At 42.7% G+C, this 18,838-nt stretch carries 20 protein-coding genes; 12 read left to right on the top strand and 8 right to left on the bottom strand.

Annotated elements, in window-relative coordinates; all coding sequences use genetic code 11:
• Nucleotides 1-124: 124 nt before the first annotated feature.
• The gene (locus IEX80_RS22315) at nt 125-1,363 is read right to left on the bottom strand and encodes a cystathionine gamma-synthase family protein (RefSeq protein WP_188834187.1); all 1,239 of its coding nucleotides are present in this window, start codon (nt 1,361-1,363) and stop codon (nt 125-127) included.
• A gap of 252 nt (nt 1,364-1,615) precedes the next feature.
• Between IEX80_RS22315 and dtd the strand changes: the two genes are divergently transcribed.
• Nucleotides 1,616-2,071, top strand: coding sequence for a D-aminoacyl-tRNA deacylase (dtd, locus tag IEX80_RS22310; RefSeq protein ID WP_188834186.1), 456 nt, complete (start codon nt 1,616-1,618; stop codon nt 2,069-2,071).
• 190 nt (nt 2,072-2,261) lie between these two features.
• Nucleotides 2,262-2,636 carry a GxxExxY protein gene (locus IEX80_RS22305; RefSeq protein ID WP_091176114.1) on the top strand — a complete coding sequence of 125 codons (375 nt, stop codon included), beginning with the start codon at nt 2,262-2,264 and terminating at the stop codon, nt 2,634-2,636.
• A gap of 147 nt (nt 2,637-2,783) precedes the next feature.
• Here IEX80_RS22305 and IEX80_RS22300 read toward each other — a convergent pair whose 3' ends face one another.
• Together IEX80_RS22300 and IEX80_RS22295 are read right to left on the bottom strand one after the other, a co-directional pair.
• Nucleotides 2,784-3,053: a hypothetical protein gene (locus tag IEX80_RS22300; protein WP_090533444.1), complete on the bottom strand. Its 270-nt coding sequence runs from the start codon at nt 3,051-3,053 to the stop codon at nt 2,784-2,786.
• 6 nt (nt 3,054-3,059) lie between these two features.
• Nucleotides 3,060-3,635, bottom strand: coding sequence for a sigma-70 family RNA polymerase sigma factor (locus IEX80_RS22295; protein ID WP_090533446.1), 576 nt, complete (start codon nt 3,633-3,635; stop codon nt 3,060-3,062).
• Nucleotides 3,636-3,884: 249 nt separating this feature from the next.
• Between IEX80_RS22295 and IEX80_RS22290 the strand changes: the two genes are divergently transcribed.
• The 4 genes from IEX80_RS22290 to IEX80_RS22275 all read left to right on the top strand — a co-directional run bounded on the left by IEX80_RS22290 (nt 3,885) and on the right by IEX80_RS22275 (nt 7,846).
• Nucleotides 3,885-4,718 (top strand): DUF1223 domain-containing protein, encoded by an 834-nt coding sequence (locus tag IEX80_RS22290; RefSeq protein ID WP_176626380.1) that lies wholly within the window; start codon nt 3,885-3,887, stop codon nt 4,716-4,718.
• Nucleotides 4,719-4,747: 29 nt separating this feature from the next.
• Nucleotides 4,748-5,455 carry a cytochrome b/b6 domain-containing protein gene (locus IEX80_RS22285; RefSeq protein ID WP_188834185.1) on the top strand — a complete coding sequence of 236 codons (708 nt, stop codon included), beginning with the start codon at nt 4,748-4,750 and terminating at the stop codon, nt 5,453-5,455.
• Nucleotides 5,430-6,239: a molybdopterin-dependent oxidoreductase gene (locus IEX80_RS22280; RefSeq protein WP_188834184.1), complete on the top strand. Its 810-nt coding sequence runs from the start codon at nt 5,430-5,432 to the stop codon at nt 6,237-6,239. Before IEX80_RS22285 ends, IEX80_RS22280 begins: the two co-directional genes overlap by 26 nt.
• A 239-nt stretch (nt 6,240-6,478) precedes the next feature.
• Entirely contained in the window at nt 6,479-7,846 is a 1,368-nt protein-coding gene (locus tag IEX80_RS22275) for an MFS transporter (RefSeq protein ID WP_188834183.1), read from the top strand.
• 20 nt (nt 7,847-7,866) lie between these two features.
• On the opposite strand, the gene IEX80_RS27940 is transcribed toward IEX80_RS22275, so the two are convergent.
• From IEX80_RS27940 to IEX80_RS22260, 4 genes are all read right to left on the bottom strand, one after another.
• Nucleotides 7,867-7,995, bottom strand: coding sequence for a hypothetical protein (locus tag IEX80_RS27940; RefSeq protein ID WP_256382338.1), 129 nt, complete (start codon nt 7,993-7,995; stop codon nt 7,867-7,869).
• Nucleotides 7,996-8,103: 108 nt separating this feature from the next.
• Entirely contained in the window at nt 8,104-8,988 is an 885-nt protein-coding gene (locus IEX80_RS22270) for a sugar phosphate isomerase/epimerase family protein (RefSeq protein ID WP_090533817.1), read from the bottom strand.
• Between the two features lie 195 nt (nt 8,989-9,183).
• Complete coding sequence (def, locus tag IEX80_RS22265; RefSeq protein ID WP_176626382.1) at nt 9,184-9,756, bottom strand: peptide deformylase; 573 nt, start codon at nt 9,754-9,756, stop codon at nt 9,184-9,186.
• Between the two features lie 17 nt (nt 9,757-9,773).
• Nucleotides 9,774-11,003, bottom strand: coding sequence for a M16 family metallopeptidase (locus IEX80_RS22260; protein WP_188834204.1), 1,230 nt, complete (start codon nt 11,001-11,003; stop codon nt 9,774-9,776).
• Nucleotides 11,004-11,155: 152 nt separating this feature from the next.
• Between IEX80_RS22260 and hpt the strand changes: the two genes are divergently transcribed.
• The 3 genes from hpt (at nt 11,156) to IEX80_RS22245 (ending at nt 13,597) form a co-directional block, all read left to right on the top strand.
• On the top strand, nt 11,156-11,695 hold the full coding sequence (hpt, locus tag IEX80_RS22255; RefSeq protein ID WP_188834182.1) for a hypoxanthine phosphoribosyltransferase: 540 nt from the start codon (nt 11,156-11,158) through the stop codon (nt 11,693-11,695).
• A 115-nt stretch (nt 11,696-11,810) separates the two neighbouring features.
• Complete coding sequence (locus IEX80_RS22250) at nt 11,811-12,311, top strand: hypothetical protein (protein ID WP_090533461.1); 501 nt, start codon at nt 11,811-11,813, stop codon at nt 12,309-12,311.
• A 215-nt stretch (nt 12,312-12,526) separates the two neighbouring features.
• A complete protein-coding gene (locus IEX80_RS22245; RefSeq protein ID WP_188834181.1) occupies nt 12,527-13,597 on the top strand; it encodes a toxin-antitoxin system YwqK family antitoxin in 1,071 nt (356 codons plus the stop codon).
• 24 nt (nt 13,598-13,621) lie between these two features.
• On the opposite strand, the gene mfd is transcribed toward IEX80_RS22245, so the two are convergent.
• Nucleotides 13,622-16,969, bottom strand: a complete 3,348-nt coding sequence (mfd, locus tag IEX80_RS22240) for a transcription-repair coupling factor (RefSeq protein ID WP_188834180.1) — start codon at nt 16,967-16,969, stop codon at nt 13,622-13,624.
• A gap of 156 nt (nt 16,970-17,125) precedes the next feature.
• Here mfd and IEX80_RS22235 point away from each other — a divergent pair, with 156 nt between their 5' ends.
• From IEX80_RS22235 to IEX80_RS22225, 3 genes are all read left to right on the top strand, one after another.
• Nucleotides 17,126-17,536: a DUF4199 domain-containing protein gene (locus IEX80_RS22235; RefSeq protein WP_090533467.1), complete on the top strand. Its 411-nt coding sequence runs from the start codon at nt 17,126-17,128 to the stop codon at nt 17,534-17,536.
• Complete coding sequence (locus tag IEX80_RS22230; RefSeq protein WP_229701720.1) at nt 17,529-17,837, top strand: DUF2752 domain-containing protein; 309 nt, start codon at nt 17,529-17,531, stop codon at nt 17,835-17,837. Before IEX80_RS22235 ends, IEX80_RS22230 begins: the two co-directional genes overlap by 8 nt.
• A gap of 511 nt (nt 17,838-18,348) precedes the next feature.
• Complete coding sequence (locus tag IEX80_RS22225; protein WP_090533469.1) at nt 18,349-18,711, top strand: TM2 domain-containing protein; 363 nt, start codon at nt 18,349-18,351, stop codon at nt 18,709-18,711.
• Nucleotides 18,712-18,838: the final 127 nt, after the last annotated feature.

Below are 18,838 nucleotides of genomic sequence, written 5' to 3'. Positions count from 1 at the left end.
TTACAACAAACAGCATATAAACCCCTATCGATCAATGAAAATTATTTTATGTTCTGCTATGATAGTCGCGAACAGGTATGGTATTCAACAAAAAAGGCCTTGTGTTATTCACAAGGCCCAATATTTATTCGCCTAAAGCGGTTTTGAAATCTTCGAGCAAATCGTCGAGGTCTTCAATACCTACCGAGAGGCGGATCATGCTTTCAGGAATGCCCATTTCTGCGCGGCGCTCGGCACCAAGCTCAAAGAAAATGGTTTGTGCAACCGGTATGGCTAGGGTACGGGTATCACCAAGGTTGCTTGATTTTACAACCAGTTTCAGTTTATTTAAAAATGCCAGGCAGTTGATACTTTCATCAAGCTCAATGCTCATCAAGCCGCCATAGCGTGTAAATAACTCACCGGCCAATTCATGCTGCGGGTGCGATTCAACGCCCGGGTAAAATACCTTTTTAACTTTTGGGTGATTATCGAAATATTTAGCCAGTGCCAAAGCGTTGCTGCAGGCACGGTCAAGGCGCAGGGCCAGGGTTTCGGCACCAACAGAAATGGTGTGCGCGGCCTCGGGCGATAAAGTGCCGCCGGCGTCACGTAACCCTTTCTTACGGATCTGGGTCATGCCCAGGTTCTCGGGTTTTACCACTGCCTTGAAGCCCGGGAAAATGTTTGGATAGTTTGCCCAGTCAAACAAACCGGTGTTGGTTACAGCACCGCCCAGAGCATTACCGTGACCGCCAATGTATTTGGTAAGTGAATTAATCACTAAACTTGCTTTAACATTAATTGGGTTAAACAGATATGGCGAGGTCATGGTGTTATCAACCACGTACATAATGCCTTTTTCCTCGCACAGGTCGCCAATGTTTTTTAGGTCGGCAATTTGAGTAGCCGGGTTGGCAATGGTTTCAACAAATACCATGCGGGTATTTGCTTTTATTGCCGCGCGTACATTATCAACCGAGGTAGCATCAACAAAATCAATGCTGATACCCATATCAATAAAGGTTTGAAAAATACTGCGGCTGTTCCCAAACAGGAACGAGCTGGCTACGATATGGTCAGTGCCTTTAATAAGGGCCATCACCGTCGCCGAAATTGCCGCCATACCGGTTGAGAAAGCGATACTTGATACCCCGTGTTCCATTTGGGTTACCTTTTGCTCCAGGGCGGTAATAGTAGGGTTACCCTGGCGCGAATAAGCGTAACCACTTTTTTTATTCTGGAAAATATCAACCAGGTCCTGCACATCCTCGTGCCCGTAGGTTACAGAGGTGTGGATGGGTTTATGTAACGAACCATGCTCGGGTTTACCAAGCCGGTCGGCATGTAATATGGTGGTAGTGAAGCCTTTTTTTGCACTCATTTTAAATCCTATTAATTAGATATACATAATAGCGGTTGCGAACTTAATTAATTACGCACTAATTACACGAATGGAATTAGCACTAATTGTACGAATGATATCTAATTGACACTAATATTAATAGCGCGCGAGTAAGTTTATAACGTTTATAATCTGATCTAATTACACGATTATCTTATCTATAGCAAGTAGGATCAGTGAAATTAGCCTAAATTGTGGGCAGCAATAAAAAAAGAAATTAGTGTAAAAATTATGAGGGCTGTACTGCAACGAGTTACCCAGGCAAGCTGCATGGTGGATGGAAAGATAACCGGCGAAATAGGTGCCGGATTTTTGGTATTATTAGGGATTGAAGATGCCGATACCCCAGAGGATATGCAGTGGCTTGCTAATAAAATTACAGGCATGCGTGTTTTTGGAGATGAGAACGGCCTCATGAACAAAGCCCTTGCAGATATTGACGGGAATATATTACTGATTTCCCAGTTTACTTTATTTGCTCAAACTAAAAAGGGAAACCGTCCGTCGTTTTTAAGGGCTGCTAAACCTGACAAGGCTATCCCGATGTATGAGCAAATGGTACAAACGCTTGAAACCTTGACAGGCAAAAAGATAGCAACCGGTATTTTTGGTGCTGATATGAAGATCAGCCTGTTAAATGATGGCCCGGTAACTATTATAATGGATACGAAGGATAGGGAGTTTTAACACGAATATTTTGCGTGTCGATTACAATTAGATCGAATTACACGAATCCATGTTTGACACGAATCCTTGCTCTCTGAAGAGAATTATTTTGAATTACACGAATTGTTTTTTATCGACTCCTCGCGAGAGTTAATTAAATTATTGATGAAATTAAAATCATTCTATATTTTGGTCACCAATTCTGTTAACCGTGGTTGAAATCTTATTTAAGGAAGAATCTTACAAAATTATCGGGGCATGTTTTGAGGTTCATAACATATTGGGGCACGGATTTAAAGAAGCAGTTTATAAGGATGCCCTCGAGTTTGAGTTTGCCAGGTTAAATATCCCATTTGTACGAGAAAGACCATTTACCATTACATATAAAGAACAAAAGCTCAAGCATTTCTTTGTTGCTGACTTTGTAGTTTATGACGGTATCATTCTCGAAGTAAAAATAGGCAATTACATCGGCGACCCATATATCAAACAAACGCTTAACTACTTAAAAGCCTCTGGCCTCAAATTAGGCCTTGTAATAAATTTCGGAAAACCTTCAATTGAATATCAACGAGTTGTTTTCTAAAAAAGGATCCGGCTATCTAATCACCCACGCCAATTCGTATAATTCGATCCTATTATCTACGCCAAGCAAAGATTCGTGTCAAACATGGATTCGTGTAATTCGCTCAAATTTTAGTCATAATGCAAATCCATTCGTGATAAAATCTTATTACGCCAAGCCCTCTTCAATCCTTGCCTGCAAATCTGCTTTAAAAGCATCATCAAGTTTCAGCTCATTTTTTAGCGAATCATGAAATAGCTGCTGCACCATATCATTGATAGCGCGGCTTTGTTTATTGTATAATACACACACGCCGCAACCGGCCAGGTGAATGCGCAGTTCCATTTCCTCGCGGAAGGTAAGTCGTTTAAGCTGCTTTTTTTCAATGAGAAAAGTGGCTTGTTTACAGTTATATATAATTTTTTTTAAATAGCTCATTTCAGTTTAATTCCAGTTTTTTTGAAGGCATGCCCTCAGGTTAACTTTTGCCCGGTGAATGATAACCCAGAAGTTGGCCTGGCTAACATGCAGTTCGGTACAAATGTTTTCGGTAGCCGCATCGTCTATGTGTTTCATGGTAAATACCGCGTTCCACAGGGCAGGTAATTTTTGAAGGCATTTTTGCAGGATGCCGTTCAATTCTTTTTTTAACAAAGGGTCCTGATCATCCATTGCCGCGATGGGCTGAGGAGCATATTCAGCTTTCCAGTGCCCATTGTCTTCCTCAAAAAAATCATCTTGCTCCTGAGCTGCTTTATTAGCCGAAGCTATAGCCAAACCTGATGATTTTTTGCGGTATACATCAATAATCTTATTTTTAAGGATAGCGGTAAGCCACGTTCGTTCGGTGCTTTTGCCCTCAAACCGGTCCACTTTTTCAAGGGCTGCCAAAAAAGTTTCCTGTACCAGGTCTTTGGCCGTGTCCTCATCGTTGATGCGCACAATGGCGTACATATACAGGTAATCGGCATAGGCGGCAACCCATTTATGTGGGTTTAATACATTAGTTTCGGTTAACATGAAATGCGGTAATGCTAATAAAATTACAGGCTTAGTCGGGCGCTGGGCTTAATCCTTACAAAATAAGTTCAAATTTATTTTATTTTAATCCAAGACATTCCTGATGATTGCTAAGTTACGCTACATGCCTTGATTTGAGCTTATTATGCCGATATTTATATCAGTCAAAAAAAGTTAAAAATTATTGTAAGGTTATCCCCATGAACCCGACAAAGCAGTAAAAAACGTATATCATTTAATCTAAGTGAAATGAGAAAGATCAGAATACTTGCGTTTGTGCCGTTTGTTATAGGTGCAGTAATCGTTTCTGTTGCATTTATAAATTGCAAAAGCGGGGCTAAAACCAGCCAAAACGATAATTTAAAGTTTGATGGTAAAGGTTTTGCCCTCGTTGAACTATTTACTTCCGAAGGCTGTTCAAGCTGCCCGCCTGCCGACGAATTGGTAGCCAAAGTTCAAAAAGAGATTGGCGATAAGCCCGTTTATATTTTAGCCTACCATGTTGATTACTGGAACCGTCTTGGCTGGAAAGACGTTTTCAGTAGTGCCGATTATTCAAAACGGCAAAATGAATATGCGCGTTGGTTAAACCTGTCGCAGGTTTACACGCCGCAAATTGTGGTTAATGGTAAAACGGAGTTTGTAGGTTCGCAGGAGGAGCGTTTACGCAGCACTATTAAAAGCGGCTTGCAGGGGAGCGGCAGTGTTCAATTAAACTTAGGTGTTACTCTTAATGCGAATAATACAGCTTCGGTACAATACAAAGTTGAAGGCAATACCGGGAGCGCACCTAATGTGATATCAGTGGCATTGGTACAAAAACAAGCTGTTGTAAAAGTTGAGCGTGGTGAAAACGGCGGCCGCACTTTGGCCCACGCTCAAATTGTACGAAACCTTCAAACTATGCCTTTAAACAAAAACAATGGCAGCGCAACTATTGCTTTGCCTGCCGGGGTTGAGGCCCGGGGATGGGAAGTAATAGGTTTTGTGCAAAATACAAGCAACGGTGCTGTTTTGGCAGCATCGAAAAGCCTGTTCAAAGTTTCGGCGGATGTGGAGCGACAAGATAAAAACATACAATAGTTGTGTTGAATAGCATTAAGAGCATTTAGATGAAAGTAATTAAAGAGAAACACACCCTGTTAATGCGTTGGACGCATTGGGTAAACTTCCCCATCCTCACCATCATGATCTGGAGTGGCTTACTCATTTACTGGGCCAACGATACTTACACGTTCACGCTCTTCGGTGTTACTTTTATTCGCTTTTTTCCGCAGGGTTTTTATGATGCGCTGCACATTCCCCGGCGGCTGGCCGAGGGCATGGCTTTCCACTTTTTGTTTATGTGGTTTTTTGCGCTGAACGGCTTTCTGTATGTTACATATACCATTATATCGGGCCGGTGGCGGGAGCTGTTGCCAAGCCGGCACTCGTTTAAAGAAGCCTGGCTGGTGGTTTTGCACGACCTGCATATCCGCAAAACGGCCCCACCTCAAAACAAATACAATGCGGCCCAGCGTATTGCCTATACGGCTATTATTGTTATGGGCTTTGGCTCGCTGATAACAGGGCTGGCTATTTACAAACCGGTACAGTTTAATTATTTGGCCTGGCTCTGCGGCGGGTACCACCTGGCCCGTATCTGGCATTTTGTGCTTACTATTGGCTATGTGCTGTTTTTCCTGGTGCATGTTGTACAGGTAATACTTGCCGGCTGGAATAATTTCAGGTCGGTTATTTCGGGGTTTGAGGTGATAGATGAAAAACCGCAGCCCGCTATTCAAATTCAAAACGATGAAACTAACAAAAAAACTGAATAAGGTTTTCAGCAAAAATAAAGGCCCCAAAAAGGAGCTTACCGTTGAGCAAAAGATCAGCCGTCGCAATTTTATCTCCTTCGGCAGCCTCCTGGTATTGGGAGGTGCCGCATATGGCGGCTGGCGCTGGTTGTATACTTCGCCCAATGAGGCGCCGGGTATCACCGGAGAGGCCCATAAGCCATTGCGTGCGGTGCTTAATGCTAACGAAAAGGTGGTTCGCCAGCTATACAGCAATAAAAACCTGGTTAAAACTTATCCTAAGGAAATGGCCGCCAAAGTAGTACGTCATAATAGCGATATAGGCTCGGATGGTTTGATTGATGTAGACAACTGGAAACTGTCGGTCAAAAAGCAGAACGGTGAGCTCTTGAATATCGGTATCGATGAAATAAAGAAACTTCCTAAAACCGAGATCATTTATGATTTTAAGTGCGTAGAGGGCTGGGACCAGATTTCGCACTGGGGCGGTGTAAAATTTAGCGATTTTATAGCTCACTTTAAGCTTGATGCCGAAACCCGGTTTGAGTATGTAGGCATGGAAACGCCTGACAAGGAGTATTACGTGGGCGTTGACATGCCAAGTGCTATGCACCCGCAAACCCTGCTGGCCTATGAGGTTAACGAAAAACCCTTGCCTCCAAAGCATGGCGCACCGCTAAGGCTCATTATCCCTGTAAAATATGGCATCAAAAACCTGAAACGGATAGGTAGCATTACTTTCAGTAATAACCGCCCCCGCGATTACTGGGCCGAACAGGGGTATGATTATTATGCAGGGTTGTAAAGAACGGGTCAGGGAAGTCGCGTTTAAAATAATTCCATCTGTTTTACTAATCTCATACTGGAAAATTTCTACACAAATGCTTTGCAAGCTCTCCACAATTAATCGAATCTTAAATTGATTCAATTCGTGTAATTCGATTAATACGTAAAAATTAGTGTGAAAATTTTTTATTTATTGTTTTTCAATCCGCATGGTAAACCGCCATTATATATTGATGTAATATTTGCATATTGCATTAAATGCCGGCCAATAAACTACCACTTTCCAAACAGCTTGCTTATGCCTGCGGAATGATAGGGTGGAGCATCATGACCAATATTATCATTGTGATGCTGCCTTACTTTTACCTGCCGCCAAACAATGCCGGGCTTACTACGCTGGTACCTCAATTGTTGCTTTTTGGCCTGTTCAATATCATGTCTGTGATTACAGCTTCCGGGCGGTTGGTGGATGCTTTTTTTGATCCTTTTATTGCCTCGCTAAGTGATAAAAGCGAAAACCGTCGTGGGCGGCGAATTCCTTTTATGCAATGGGCTGTTTTACCTGCCGCTTTATTTTGCGGATTAACCTTTTACCCCGTGGTAAAGGGCGAAAGTATTCATAACGCTTACTGGCTTACCTTTACGCTTATTTGCTTTTTTATGGGCGCTACGGCCTATATTATCCCGTACAACGCCCTGCTGCCGGAGCTCACCCGCACAGGCAGCGAACGGGTTAAGCTTTCATCATTACAGCAGGTGGGTTTTGTAATAGGGATTATCCTATCGGCGATGGTTAATAATTTTGCCGACTGGGTACAACGCTTTGCCGGTACCCCCAATCGGGATACCGCCGTGCAGTACACCATTTGGGGGCTGGCCATATTTGCCGGGCTGGTAATGCTCGTACCTGTATTCACCATAGACGAAAAACGGTATTCAAACGGTCACCCATCGCACTTGCCGCTATTGCCTGCTATTCAAAAAACCTTTGAAAACCGGAATTTCAAATATTACCTGATATCCGATTTTTCGTACTATATGGCATTAAGCATCATATCAAGCGGCTTACTGTTTTTTTTAAAATCGTTGTTAAATCTGCCCGAATCTATGGGCGGAGAACTTATGGCTACGATGGTATTGGTATCACTGCTGTTTTATCCGCTGGTTAATTACCTGTCGCAAAAGATTGGCAAAAAACCTATCGTGCTTTTTTCGTTCGGGCTACTGAGTTTGATTTTTGTAGCGATATTTTTCCTGGGCAAACTTCCATTTACACCGCAGGTGCAAATCTATACGCTGGTTATCAGCGCATCGTTTCCGCTGGCCTCGCTGGGTATTTTGCCCAATGCGATACTTGCCGAAATAGCACAGAACGAGGCTAAACGTACCGGCGAGAATCGCGAGGGGATGTTTTTTGCGGTTAAATACCTGTTTGTAAAACTGGGCCAAACACTGGGTATTGCATTGTTTGCGTTTTTAACCATTTACGGAAAAGACCCGGGCAACGATTATGGCCTGCGCCTGAATGGCATTTGCGGTTGTGTACTCTGTTTGCTGGCTTTTGTTTTCTTTAACCGGTTCAGGGAGCGTAGGAACAGGGGCAAAAAAAGAACCGCTCATCATTGAGCTTCAAATCCCGCCAGACCTTAAAGGCAGGTAACATGTTGCTGTGCGGCCTGAATCGGCTGTTTATCGGTTTGCGCTTCAGCAACACAGGCAAAAAGAAGCGAAGCCATCAAAATGACTATGAGGTATTTGATTATAGTTGCGCTCATTTTCCTTTGCCGTTAAATGTGTTATAAAACAATTTGCCCTTGTAGAATAAAAAAGGCCTGCCATTTGTTTTAAATGCAGGCCTTCAGGATATCGGTGTAAAAGCAATATTACACCAGGTTCTTTTTAATATAACTGATACTTTGTGCAATGCTTACAAACGGATCGCCCGGGCAAACATCCTGCTCAACAAAGAAATATTTGAGGCCTGATTTTTTAGCCTGGGTAAAGATCTTTTTAAAGTCGATAACCCCGTTGCCAACTTCAGTAAATTTCTTTTCAGGGGTTTTGTCCATATCCTTAACATGCCAAAGCGGGAAACGGCCCGGGTGTTTATCAATAAGGGCGATTGGGTCCTGGTTTGCTTTATTAACCCAATACAGGTCCATTTCCATTTTTACCAGGTCTTTATCGGTGTTCTCCAAAAGGATCTCATATGGGTATTTACCGTTTTCCTGTATAAATTCAAAGTCGTGGTTGTGATAGCAAAGCTGGATACCCGCGCCTTTACAGGTTTCGCCGGCTATATCAAGCATGTTGGCCACGTTTTTATAATGGTCAAGATTGCCGCGTTCAGATTGTGAAAGATATGCGCAAACCATGTATTGCACACCGGCTTCGGCGGCGTCATCAACGGCTTTTTTCCAGTCGTTCATGATGGTTCCTTTTTGTTGTTCGCCGTTAACCAGCTCCTCGCCTAAACGGTAATGCGCGCTGGGCATGATGAGGCCGTTCTGTTTTAAAACATTTGCAAAATCGCCGGGGCGCATGCCATAAAACAATTCGGTACCGGTATAAGTTGCACCTTCAACAGATGTGAAACCTGTTTTGGCAACCTTTGCCAATGCAGCAACAGGGTCGGCAGCCATTGCATCACGCACAGTATATAATTGTAAGCCTATATATTTTTTATCATATGCAAACAAATTAGGAGCTGCCAACAGGCCTGCTGAAAGTAGCGCCGAAGTTTTTAGAAAAGATCGTCTGGTAGTCATTGGTTTATGATTTTTATGATTGGTTGTGTAAATATAACGCATTAAAAATGCCAAAACAAAGACCGAAATTACGCCGATTGGTTTAATGCAGAGGTATAGTATTGTAATTTTTACAGGCTTAGCTGAATATTTATAAAAATATACAAAAAGAAAAAGCCGCTGTGTGGCGGCTCTTCATATGCTTTGGGTAAAGTATTATCTTCCTTTTTTAATGTTGGGAAACTTCATTTTATAATCCACATCAACCATGCCTTTTGATATATCGTTAAGCTTTTTTTCGATAAGCCGTTTACGTAACGGGCTTAGCTTATCGGTAAACAATTTGCCTTCAATGTGATCGTATTCGTGCTGGATAACACGTGCGGCCATGCCCTTAAAAGTTTCTTCATGGTGTTTCCAGTTCTCGTCATAGTATGACATGCGTACAACCGGCTTGCGGTATACATCTTCACGAATATCCGGAATGCTCAGGCAGCCTTCGTTAAAACTCCATTCCTCACCGGTTTCTTCCAGTATGGTAGCATTGATGAACGCTTTTTTGAAATCTTTCAGTTCCGGTTCGTCATCATCAAAAGGGGTGGCATCCACTACAAATAAACGCATTGACATGCCTACCTGCGGCGCTGCCAGGCCAACACCACGGGCCGTGTACATGGTTTCAAACATATTTTCAACCAGTTCTTTTATATGCGGATACTCGTCGGGCTCTATAGCTGTTGCTTTCTTTCTTAAAACAGGATCACCGTAGGCAATGATAGGATACTTCATCTTGCAAAAATAAAGGATTATTGCTTAGGCTCAAATAGCAAAGTGATCAGGCGGTTATTATCAAAAATTTCATTGCTGATGGTCAGCAATTGCTCGGCACTTACCAGGTTAATTTTTGCAAAGATCTCTTCGAGAGTGTCAACACGGTTAAAATCAATCATGCTTTTGGCCATGGCTATAATGAGGCTCATGCGGTTTTCTTCCGCTAATGCTATTTGCCCGATAAACTTTTGCCGGGCCTGGTGCAATTGCAAACTGCCCAGCTTTTGTTCACGCAGCTTTTTCAGTTCCTTATGAATCAGTTTTGAAGCTTTGTTCGCTTTTTCGGTATCGGTACCAAAGTAAATAGAGAAGATGCCGGTGTCAGTTAAAGGGGTGTAATTTGATTCGACAGTATAGGCTATACCATGTTTTTCCCTGATTTCGAGGTTGAGCCTGCTGCTCATGCCCACTCCGCCCAGGAGGTTGTTAAGCAATAATAAGCCCCATTTATGCTCATGCGACGATGAATAAGCCTGTGTGCCTATAATACAGTGCGTTTGTGAGATAGGTTTGTTAACGATATGGATACTACCCGTACTTTGTACGGGCTTTACCCGAGTTTTTTGAAGCTCATTTAAAGGCACATGGCCGAAATACTTTTCAGACATGGCCACCAGTTTCCTGAACTCATAATTGCCGTGTACAGCAAAGATCATTTCGGTTGTATTATAGTTTGCCGCTATAAACCCCCGGATGTCGTCCCCGTTAAGCCTGCCAACGGTTTCGGGCGTACCTAAAATGTTTTGGCCCATGGGGTGCTCCTTAAACAGCAGCTCTTCAAAATCATCCTGTATGGCTTCTTCCGGTTGGTCAAGATAGGAAGCTATTTCATCTAAAATGACACCGCGCTCTTTCTCCTGTTCATCATCCGGGAACGTGGAATGAAATAATATATCCTCAAAAAGATCCATAGTGCGGTCAAGGTGCTGGTTAAGCAACGACGCGTGGATGCAGGTATATTCTTTAGTGGTATAAGCGTTAAGATCGGCGCCAACAAGCTCGAGCCTGTTGAGGATCTGGCTGGTGTTACGGCGTTCGGTTTCTTTAAACAGCAGGTGCTCAATAAAATGGGCAAGGCCTTCCTGTCCCGGAGCTTCATCGCGCGATCCCGCGTTTACAATAAAGCAACAATGTGTAATTGCCGATGGCCAGTGCTTATACAGTATGCGGATACCATTAGGTAAAGTATAAAGTTGATAGTCAATCATTCGGCTGCAAAGATAAGCTTATATGTCACAATTATTTTTCACGCTATTGTAAGTGATTAATAGTATTTTAGGCGCTTAAAATCCAATTTCGCCGGGATTAATGTAAACGGCGGAATTATACTGCCTTTAAAAAACACAAACTAAACCCAATGACAAAACAAATAGCCGATCTGGAATTTGAGATACTACTAACTGCCGATAAGATTGAAGAACGTGTTAAAGCCATTGGCATACAATTAAATGAAGATTATAATAATAGCATACCCGTTTTTATAGGGGTACTCAGCGGCAGCTTTCTTTTTACAGCCGACCTGATCAAACAAGTGAGCATTCCATGCGAAATTAACTTCACCAAATTAGCATCATACTATGGCGGCACCTCCAGTAAGCTAAAAATACGGGAAGATATTGATTTAACGGTTGATATTAAGGGACGCGATGTAGTTATTATTGAAGATATTGTTGATACGGGCAATACAGCTCACTATCTAATCCAGAAACTGAAGGAAAGAGAGCCCGCCTCATTAAGGTTATGCTCATTATTATTAAAGCCGGCCGCTCTTCAAAAAAAAATAGAGGAGCTTAAGTATGTAGGCTTTGAAATAGGAAACGAATTTGTAGTAGGTTATGGCCTTGATTACAAGGAAATGGGGCGTAATTTAAAAGATATTTATAAAAAGGTAGGATAAGAATAAACAGATCTTAACAGAAAATGTAGCGGTTGCTATTGAGGGATAGCACATTACAGGTAATTTTTTTAACAACTGATTAAAACAATAGCTCCCTTGTTTCGTTTTAGGGTTTATGAAATATACATCTTTACTTTTATCAGGCTGCATAGCAGCATCGTTTTTGTTTTCTTCATGTGATAAAAAAGGGCCGGCTACTTCAACTGTTGCTATTACCATAACTGATGGCCAGACCGGCGCTGCATCGGCAGGTGCAACAGTAAAACTGTATGATGATGTAAATAAACCCAATACCGGGGAAGCGCCCTCATACACACTTACTACGGATGCGTCAGGAAAAGCGACCGCAGTAGTTGCCTATATAGGAGAGTATTACATTGTTGCTGAAAAAGGAACCCAAAAAAGCTATTACAATGGACTGATTCCGATAGGTATTTTTAAAACCCAGGCCGATATTGACAGCAGCCCTAAACAAACACCTGCAGCGATAATTGGCTCAGTGAAATTTAAAGATACCAATAACGATGGCGTTATCAACGACTCAGACAAAGCAAAAGCACCGAATTTGTTTTTGCAAGAAGGACAAACGCTTAATTACAGCTTAGCGGTTTATTAATTTTTACAAGGTTGCTGCAACTATACAGCAAATAATCACATTAAACAAAAGAGCTATCGGTTGCCACTGTAGCTCTTTTGTTTTAAACGGCTATGAGAAAGTAAAAAATAAAGTTTCTCTGTCGACCCCAGTTAGAATGCTCTTCCCTACGCCTTTACACCGATAGCGGAAAAGATTTGTCGCCGCGTATTATTATTTATTTTGTAATTTCGGCTATGTTAAAAAATAGCCTATACCTTATTTTCCTATTAGGTTGTTCTATCAATGTCAACGGGCAGCAAAAAGACACAGTTGTATATTACTTCAGGTACAATGTGATAAAAGGAGCCAAAGACCTTCTTTGGCCAACAATTGATAGTGCAGATTATTTCAGAACAATCCTCCCTGCAGATTCCGGCGACGATAAGCCAAACGTACAAGAGTATTATATTAATGGAAAGATAAAGTTTGTTGGGAAAGCCTATTCTAACAAACCAACCGACCTTCGAGCTTCCGAAATGCTTTTGGCTGGCGAGGGGATGTGCTTTTTTCCTGATGGCAAGCGGAAGCAGATATCTCATTACGAGAAAGGGTACAAAAGCGGAGAAGAATATTCATATTATCCATCTGGAAAACTTTTTTCAAGGGTTAAAAACTCACCCGGGAAACTTTACTTTAATGTAAAAACTGCGTTTATCGATTGTTATGATAAGTCGGGAAATATGATCTGCGAAAATGGCAAGGGGCATTGGATTATATATAATGATGATTTTACAAAAAATGTTTTTGAAGGACCTGTTGATAAGGGCTTGATGGATGGAGTATGGCATGGTGCAACGGGAAACAGCGATTCGATTAAGTACACAATGACTTATATTAAGGGCCGATTTATAGAGGGCAACGGCACTGACAAAGACGGTGTTTCTTACCCCTTTGTTACCGAAAGCACACCAGCCGGATACAAAAACAGTCCGATTACATTTGTAGAATCGTTAGATGACTATATTGGTAGAAAGTTGAGAGATCAAAACGGTGCAAAGATATCACTGAAGGATGATGCCGAAATCTCGTTTATCATAGAGAAAAATGGAACTTTATCAAATATTGAAATATCGGGGGATTTAGATTCTGGTTTGAAAGAAAAAATAAAGAATTCTCCGCTACTACAAGAAAAAGGATGGAGTCCTCAAACCCGTTTTGGGATTCCATTTAGAACAAAAATAGTTATGTCTTTAATAGTTAAAGGGCATGATACGCGGTATGGCATAGCAAAATACATCAACTTTAATCAAAATATAGCCGAGTAGCTGGTCGGGGTTCAGGCTAAAATTTTACCCAATCCCCGCCACTTCGCTCAGCATGCTCACCGCCTCGTCAACACTATCAATTCCCTCAATGCCCAATCGGAGCGTGTTTTTAACTTCTTTCAAATTGGTGCGCCTTGGGTTATTCTTCACAAAGTCGAGCACATTACGGAAGACCTCGGTTTCAAAGTAACTTGATTGCTGGTTAGTGATAAAATAACCACGCAAAACGTTTTTCTTGAGCGAGATTTTTTCAAAACCAATGGCCTTGCCCAGCCATTGCAGGCGTAGGGTATTGAGTAAACCGTCAACCTGGGCCGGCACCGGGCCAAAACGGTCGTTCAGTTTTTGTTGAAAGGCCTGTAATTCTACCTCGTTTTCCAGTTTGGAAAGCTCGGTATACAGGTTATATCGCTCGGAGAGATTGGTTACATACTCATCGGGGATGAGGATCTCCAGGTCGGTATCAATTTGGGTAAAAGAAATGTAGGGGCGGGGCTTATCCTCTGGGAATACGCCTTTAAACTCATCTTCCTTAAGTTCCTGTATGGCTTCGTCGAGGATCTTATGATACATTTCAAAGCCAATTTCGGCAATGAAGCCGCTTTGTTCGGCACCAAGCAGGTTACCGCTGCCGCGGATGTCCAAATCCCTCATAGCCACGTTGAAGCCGCTGCCCAGGTCGCTGAACTCTTCAATGGCACTCAGGCGTTTGCGGGCCTCGCTGGTTAACGTTGACAAAGGCGGACTTAGCAAATAACAATACGCCTTTTTATTACTCCTGCCCACACGGCCACGCATCTGGTGCAGGTCGCTCAAGCCAAACATGTGGGCGTAGTTGATGATGATGGTATTGGCATTGGGAATATCCAACCCGGCTTCGATAATGGTTGTGGCCACTAATACATCATACTCGTGGTTCACAAATTTGAGCATTACATCTTCCAGGTCGTCACCTTCCAATTGGCCGTGAGCTATGCCGATACGTGCTTTAGGAACGAGCTTACGGATCATGCCGCCCAATTGCGGCAGATCGGCCACGCGGTTGTGGATAAAGAACACCTGCCCGCCGCGGTCAATCTCAAATTCAACCGCTTCTTTAATGAGTTTATCATTAAACACATGCAGCTCGGTAACAACCGGCTGGCGGTTTGGCGGCGGAGTTGATATGATAGAAAGGTCGCGTGCACCCATTAACGAAAAATGAAGCGTTCGCGGAATGGGCGTTGCCGTTAAGGTAAGCGTATCCACATTAGCGCGCATCTGTTTCAGCTTCTCTTTGGTCGATACGCCAAACTTCTGCTCTTCGTCAATGATCATCAGGCCAAGGTCTTTAAATTTCACATCCTTGCTTACCAAACGATGTGTGCCTATGATGATATCTACTTTACCTTCTTTTAGTTTCTCCAGGGTATCCTTGATCTGCCGGGTTGATTTAAAGCGGTTAACATAATCAATATTGGCAGGAAAACCTTTGAGCCTGTCGGTAAAAGTTTTGTAGTGCTGCGCTGCCAGGATGGTTGTTGGTACCAGAATGGCCACCTGCTTGCTATCGGCAACGGCTTTGAAAGCAGCACGGACCGCAACTTCGGTTTTGCCAAAACCCACGTCGCCGCAAATAAGGCGGTCCATAGGGTGGGGCGATTCCATATCTTTTTTAAAATCGGCAGTGGCTTTTTCCTGGTCGGGAGTGTCCTCGTACAGGAATGATGCCTCCAGCTCGGTTTGCAGGTAGCTATCGGGCGAAAAGGCATTGCCATGCTGGGCTTTACGAAGGGCGTAAAGCTTGATCAGGTCGCGGGCTATGTCCTTAACTTTTTTTTTTGTTGTTTTCTTCAAACGTTCCCAGGTGTCGGTACCCAGTTTGTTCATTTTGGGAACGAAACCTTCTTTGCCGCTAAATTTGGAAATGCGGTTAAGTGAGTTGATATTCACATACAGCAGGTCGTTATCAGCATAAATCAGGCGGATCATTTCCTGTTGTTTGCCGTTCACGTCAACCTTTTCCAAACCTGCATATTTGCCTATACCGTGATCGATATGGGTAACATAATCGCCAGGTTTAAGGTCGCGGAGCTCTTTTAGTGTAATAGCTTGGGAACGCTGGTAGCCCTTGCGGGTTTTGTATTTATAGTAACGGTCAAAGATCTGGTGATCGGTATAGCAGGCTATCTTTTGCTCGTGATCAATGAAGCCTTCGCGTATGGAGATGCTTACCGGCGTAAATTTTACCGTTTTGTCCAGGTCGTCCAAAATGGCGTATAAACGCTCAACCTGTTTGGCCGAATCGGTAAAGATGAAGTTCTCTATCTTATCAGTCTCGTTGTTTTTGAAATTGTGAATGAGCAGCGTAAAGTCCTTATTAAATGATGGCTGCGGGCGCATATCAAAATTGATAGCGGTAGCATCATGGTAAAAGAACTGCTTTCCAAACTCTACCACAGGGAAATCATGCAATTGATCACCAATCAGTTTTTCGTCGGTAAAACCAAATTTGGGATCTATCCAATCAGGGTTTTGTGCTTTTTCATCTGCAGAGAGGGCTTTCCAAAGATTTACAGCCTTTTTATAACCGGTTTGGATAATGTCCAGCGTAAACTGAACGTCTTTGATCCACACCTGTGTACCTGCTTCAACATATTCAAGCAGGGAGATATTATTCTCCGTTAGAAATTTAGATTGTACGTTGGGAACAATGGTAATGCTTTTAACATGCTCAACCGACAGCTGGCTCTCGATTTCAAACGTACGGATCGACTCAATGAAATCACCAAAAAACTCAACCCGGTAGGGGAGCATATGCGAAAAAGAGAAGATATCAACAATACCGCCACGGATAGAAAATTGCCCCGGCTCATATACAAAATCAACCCGTTCAAAATCATACTCTATCAAAAACTCGTTGATGAAATCAATACTGAGCTTGTTGCTAACGGCTATTTCAAGGGTGTTTTTTTCAAGCGAAGAGCGATCAATTACTTTTTCGGCCAGGGCCTCCGGGTAGGTAACAATGAGCTGGCCGTATTCTGTACTATGGTTAAGCTCATTCAATACCTCGGCACGGGCCAGTACATTACTGCTATCGGGCTGGGTAAATTCAAAAGGCTTGCGGTATGATGAAGGGAACAGCAGGGCTTCTTTACCGGTAAGGTTTTCCAGGTCGGCCTGGAAATAACCTGCTTCTTCGCGGTCGGGCAGTACAAATACCATGTGTTTGTGCTGCAAAAAATACAATGCTACCGCCATGGCCGAATCACTTGATCCCACCAAACCACGTAGCTGTACCCTTGGATTTTTTGATGCGTTAAGCGCAGTAGCCAACGTTTTTATCCGGTCATCAGCCTTATATCTGTCTAATATATCACGGATGTTCAAACCGCGGCAAAGATAAACAAAAAAGGAAAGCCAAAATAAAAAAGCGTTGGGCTAAAAATTAATGCAAACAATATGAGGGCTTATTTACTTTTTAATGATAAATTTATGTATGTAAACGCGCATACCGATTTATAAATCAATCTTAATTATATAATTATGAAGAATGCAGTGTTATCAGGGGGTATCATCGGCGTATTAAGTATCATCTGGATCTTTGCTATGCCACGGCTTGGCGTTATGCCGCAAAAAGACGTTGTGGCCCCAGTCGAATACTTTTCATTTATTATACCGGCTATCGGGCTTTTTTTCGGGATTATGAGTTATCGAAAAAACGAGTGTAATGGCCAGATGGGCTTTTTGGAAGCTCTTTTTCAAAGTTTTAAAATATTAATTGTAGGCGGCATCATCGCCGTTTTCGGCTCAATACTTTATATCAGCTACGTATCGTCATCCGGTGCTAACATAAAGGATTTTTCTGAACGGATTTTTGGTGCGTTAATAGTTGGGGTACTGCTCGCCTTCGCGGTATCATTATTATTCACCAACAAAGCAAACAAACTTGATTAAGCGTTATTTTTCAAAATATTTTGAACTCTTGTTCTGGACAGCCGCGATGCTTTCATTGGCGATGGCCTCGCCAACGGAAGCGTCACACTTTACCTTGTGCCCTCTTAAGCTGATGGGCATAGGGTGGTGCCCGGGCTGCGGCTTAGGGCATAGTATTATTTATCTTTTTCATGGCGATATCAGCAATTCTTTCCGTGCCCACTGGCTTGGCATTCCTGCGGTGGCCGTGATCTTTAACCGGATTTATGTGCTTACCAAAGCAAGGCTGCCGGAGAGGAATCAGTTTAAGAGCCTTACCTAAATTTTATAAATCATGTCATTGCGAGGAGCAGGAGGGGTATGAGCAGGGCGCGGCGTGGCAATTGCATGTTATACAGGTTGGTTATGCTTCCGTGCGATTGCTTCGTTCTGTATAATGATGTGATTGTAAGTTTTTGATTATCAGGTGTGTTTTTGATCGATATTATAAATTGGGGCGTTGCCTGCGGCCCGTGCTATCCGCTCATACTGCGCAGGCATTAGCCACCGGCCGGTATCCGCTCCTATCACTAACGCGGCCCCAGCGCACTATCACCAAAATATACTTTATACGCCATCACGGTTTTTTTCCGGGATTTCTCAGGTCGTTTCTTACAGCAATGACATTTTATTGCTACTCTTATCCTCGGTAAAATTTCCACGCTACTTTTCACCGTTAAAACCTGTCATTTCACCGATTACTTATCTCCGCTAACCTATCTCCCTTAGGCGTTTTATGAGCACCACTGTACCTTTATATCATAAAACAATCGCAAACTTTAAAACTTACTGAAATGAACGCTTATCAAAATCCATATATGTCTTTCGACGGTATCACTCCCGAAGAATATACATTTCTGCAACAGGCTACTGCCTCATTAACAGAAAACCAGGCTCGCACTTTTATGTCATTTTATGCCAGCAAAAGACGCAACCCACAGGATATTATGTTCGCAACGCTTGCAGGTTTCCTTGGTGTATCAGGTGTACAGCGTTTCATGACTGATCAGATTGGGATGGGGATCCTGTACTTTTTCACAGCCGGTTTTTGTTTCATCGGTACCATTGTCGACCTGATCAACTACAAAACCATCGCCAACGATTACAACAGGCAAATGGCTTACGAAAGCTTCAACATAGCTAAAATGAGCAACTAAATCCCTTTAAGGGTATAGTTTCACTATATATCAAAAAAAAATCCACCTTCTGTTACGGGGTGGATTTTTTTGTTAACCTCACCCAAACCCTCTCCAAGGGAGGGGGCTTAAGAAGGCCATTTTCAAG

Origin of the sequence: Mucilaginibacter rubeus, from assembly GCF_014643835.1 — a bacterium.
In the GTDB taxonomy this organism is placed as follows: domain Bacteria; phylum Bacteroidota; class Bacteroidia; order Sphingobacteriales; family Sphingobacteriaceae; genus Mucilaginibacter; species Mucilaginibacter rubeus.
This window is presented reverse-complemented; position numbering and strand designations above follow the sequence as displayed.

Coding starts and splice junctions, on each gene's coding strand:
- IEX80_RS22315 (WP_188834187.1), bottom strand. CDS start 1,363: ATGAGTGCAAAAAAAGGCTTCACTACCACCATATTACATGCCGACCGG.
- dtd (WP_188834186.1), top strand. CDS start 1,616: ATGAGGGCTGTACTGCAACGAGTTACCCAGGCAAGCTGCATGGTGGAT.
- IEX80_RS22300 (WP_090533444.1), bottom strand. CDS start 3,053: ATGAGCTATTTAAAAAAAATTATATATAACTGTAAACAAGCCACTTTT.
- IEX80_RS22295 (WP_090533446.1), bottom strand. CDS start 3,635: ATGTTAACCGAAACTAATGTATTAAACCCACATAAATGGGTTGCCGCC.
- IEX80_RS22290 (WP_176626380.1), top strand. CDS start 3,885: ATGAGAAAGATCAGAATACTTGCGTTTGTGCCGTTTGTTATAGGTGCA.
- IEX80_RS22285 (WP_188834185.1), top strand. CDS start 4,748: ATGAAAGTAATTAAAGAGAAACACACCCTGTTAATGCGTTGGACGCAT.
- IEX80_RS22280 (WP_188834184.1), top strand. CDS start 5,430: ATGAAACTAACAAAAAAACTGAATAAGGTTTTCAGCAAAAATAAAGGC.
- IEX80_RS22275 (WP_188834183.1), top strand. CDS start 6,479: ATGCCGGCCAATAAACTACCACTTTCCAAACAGCTTGCTTATGCCTGC.
- IEX80_RS27940 (WP_256382338.1), bottom strand. CDS start 7,995: ATGAGCGCAACTATAATCAAATACCTCATAGTCATTTTGATGGCTTCG.
- IEX80_RS22270 (WP_090533817.1), bottom strand. CDS start 8,988: ATGACTACCAGACGATCTTTTCTAAAAACTTCGGCGCTACTTTCAGCA.
- def (WP_176626382.1), bottom strand. CDS start 9,756: ATGAAGTATCCTATCATTGCCTACGGTGATCCTGTTTTAAGAAAGAAA.
- hpt (WP_188834182.1), top strand. CDS start 11,156: ATGACAAAACAAATAGCCGATCTGGAATTTGAGATACTACTAACTGCC.
- IEX80_RS22250 (WP_090533461.1), top strand. CDS start 11,811: ATGAAATATACATCTTTACTTTTATCAGGCTGCATAGCAGCATCGTTT.
- IEX80_RS22245 (WP_188834181.1), top strand. CDS start 12,527: ATGTTAAAAAATAGCCTATACCTTATTTTCCTATTAGGTTGTTCTATC.
- IEX80_RS22235 (WP_090533467.1), top strand. CDS start 17,126: ATGAAGAATGCAGTGTTATCAGGGGGTATCATCGGCGTATTAAGTATC.
- IEX80_RS22225 (WP_090533469.1), top strand. CDS start 18,349: ATGAACGCTTATCAAAATCCATATATGTCTTTCGACGGTATCACTCCC.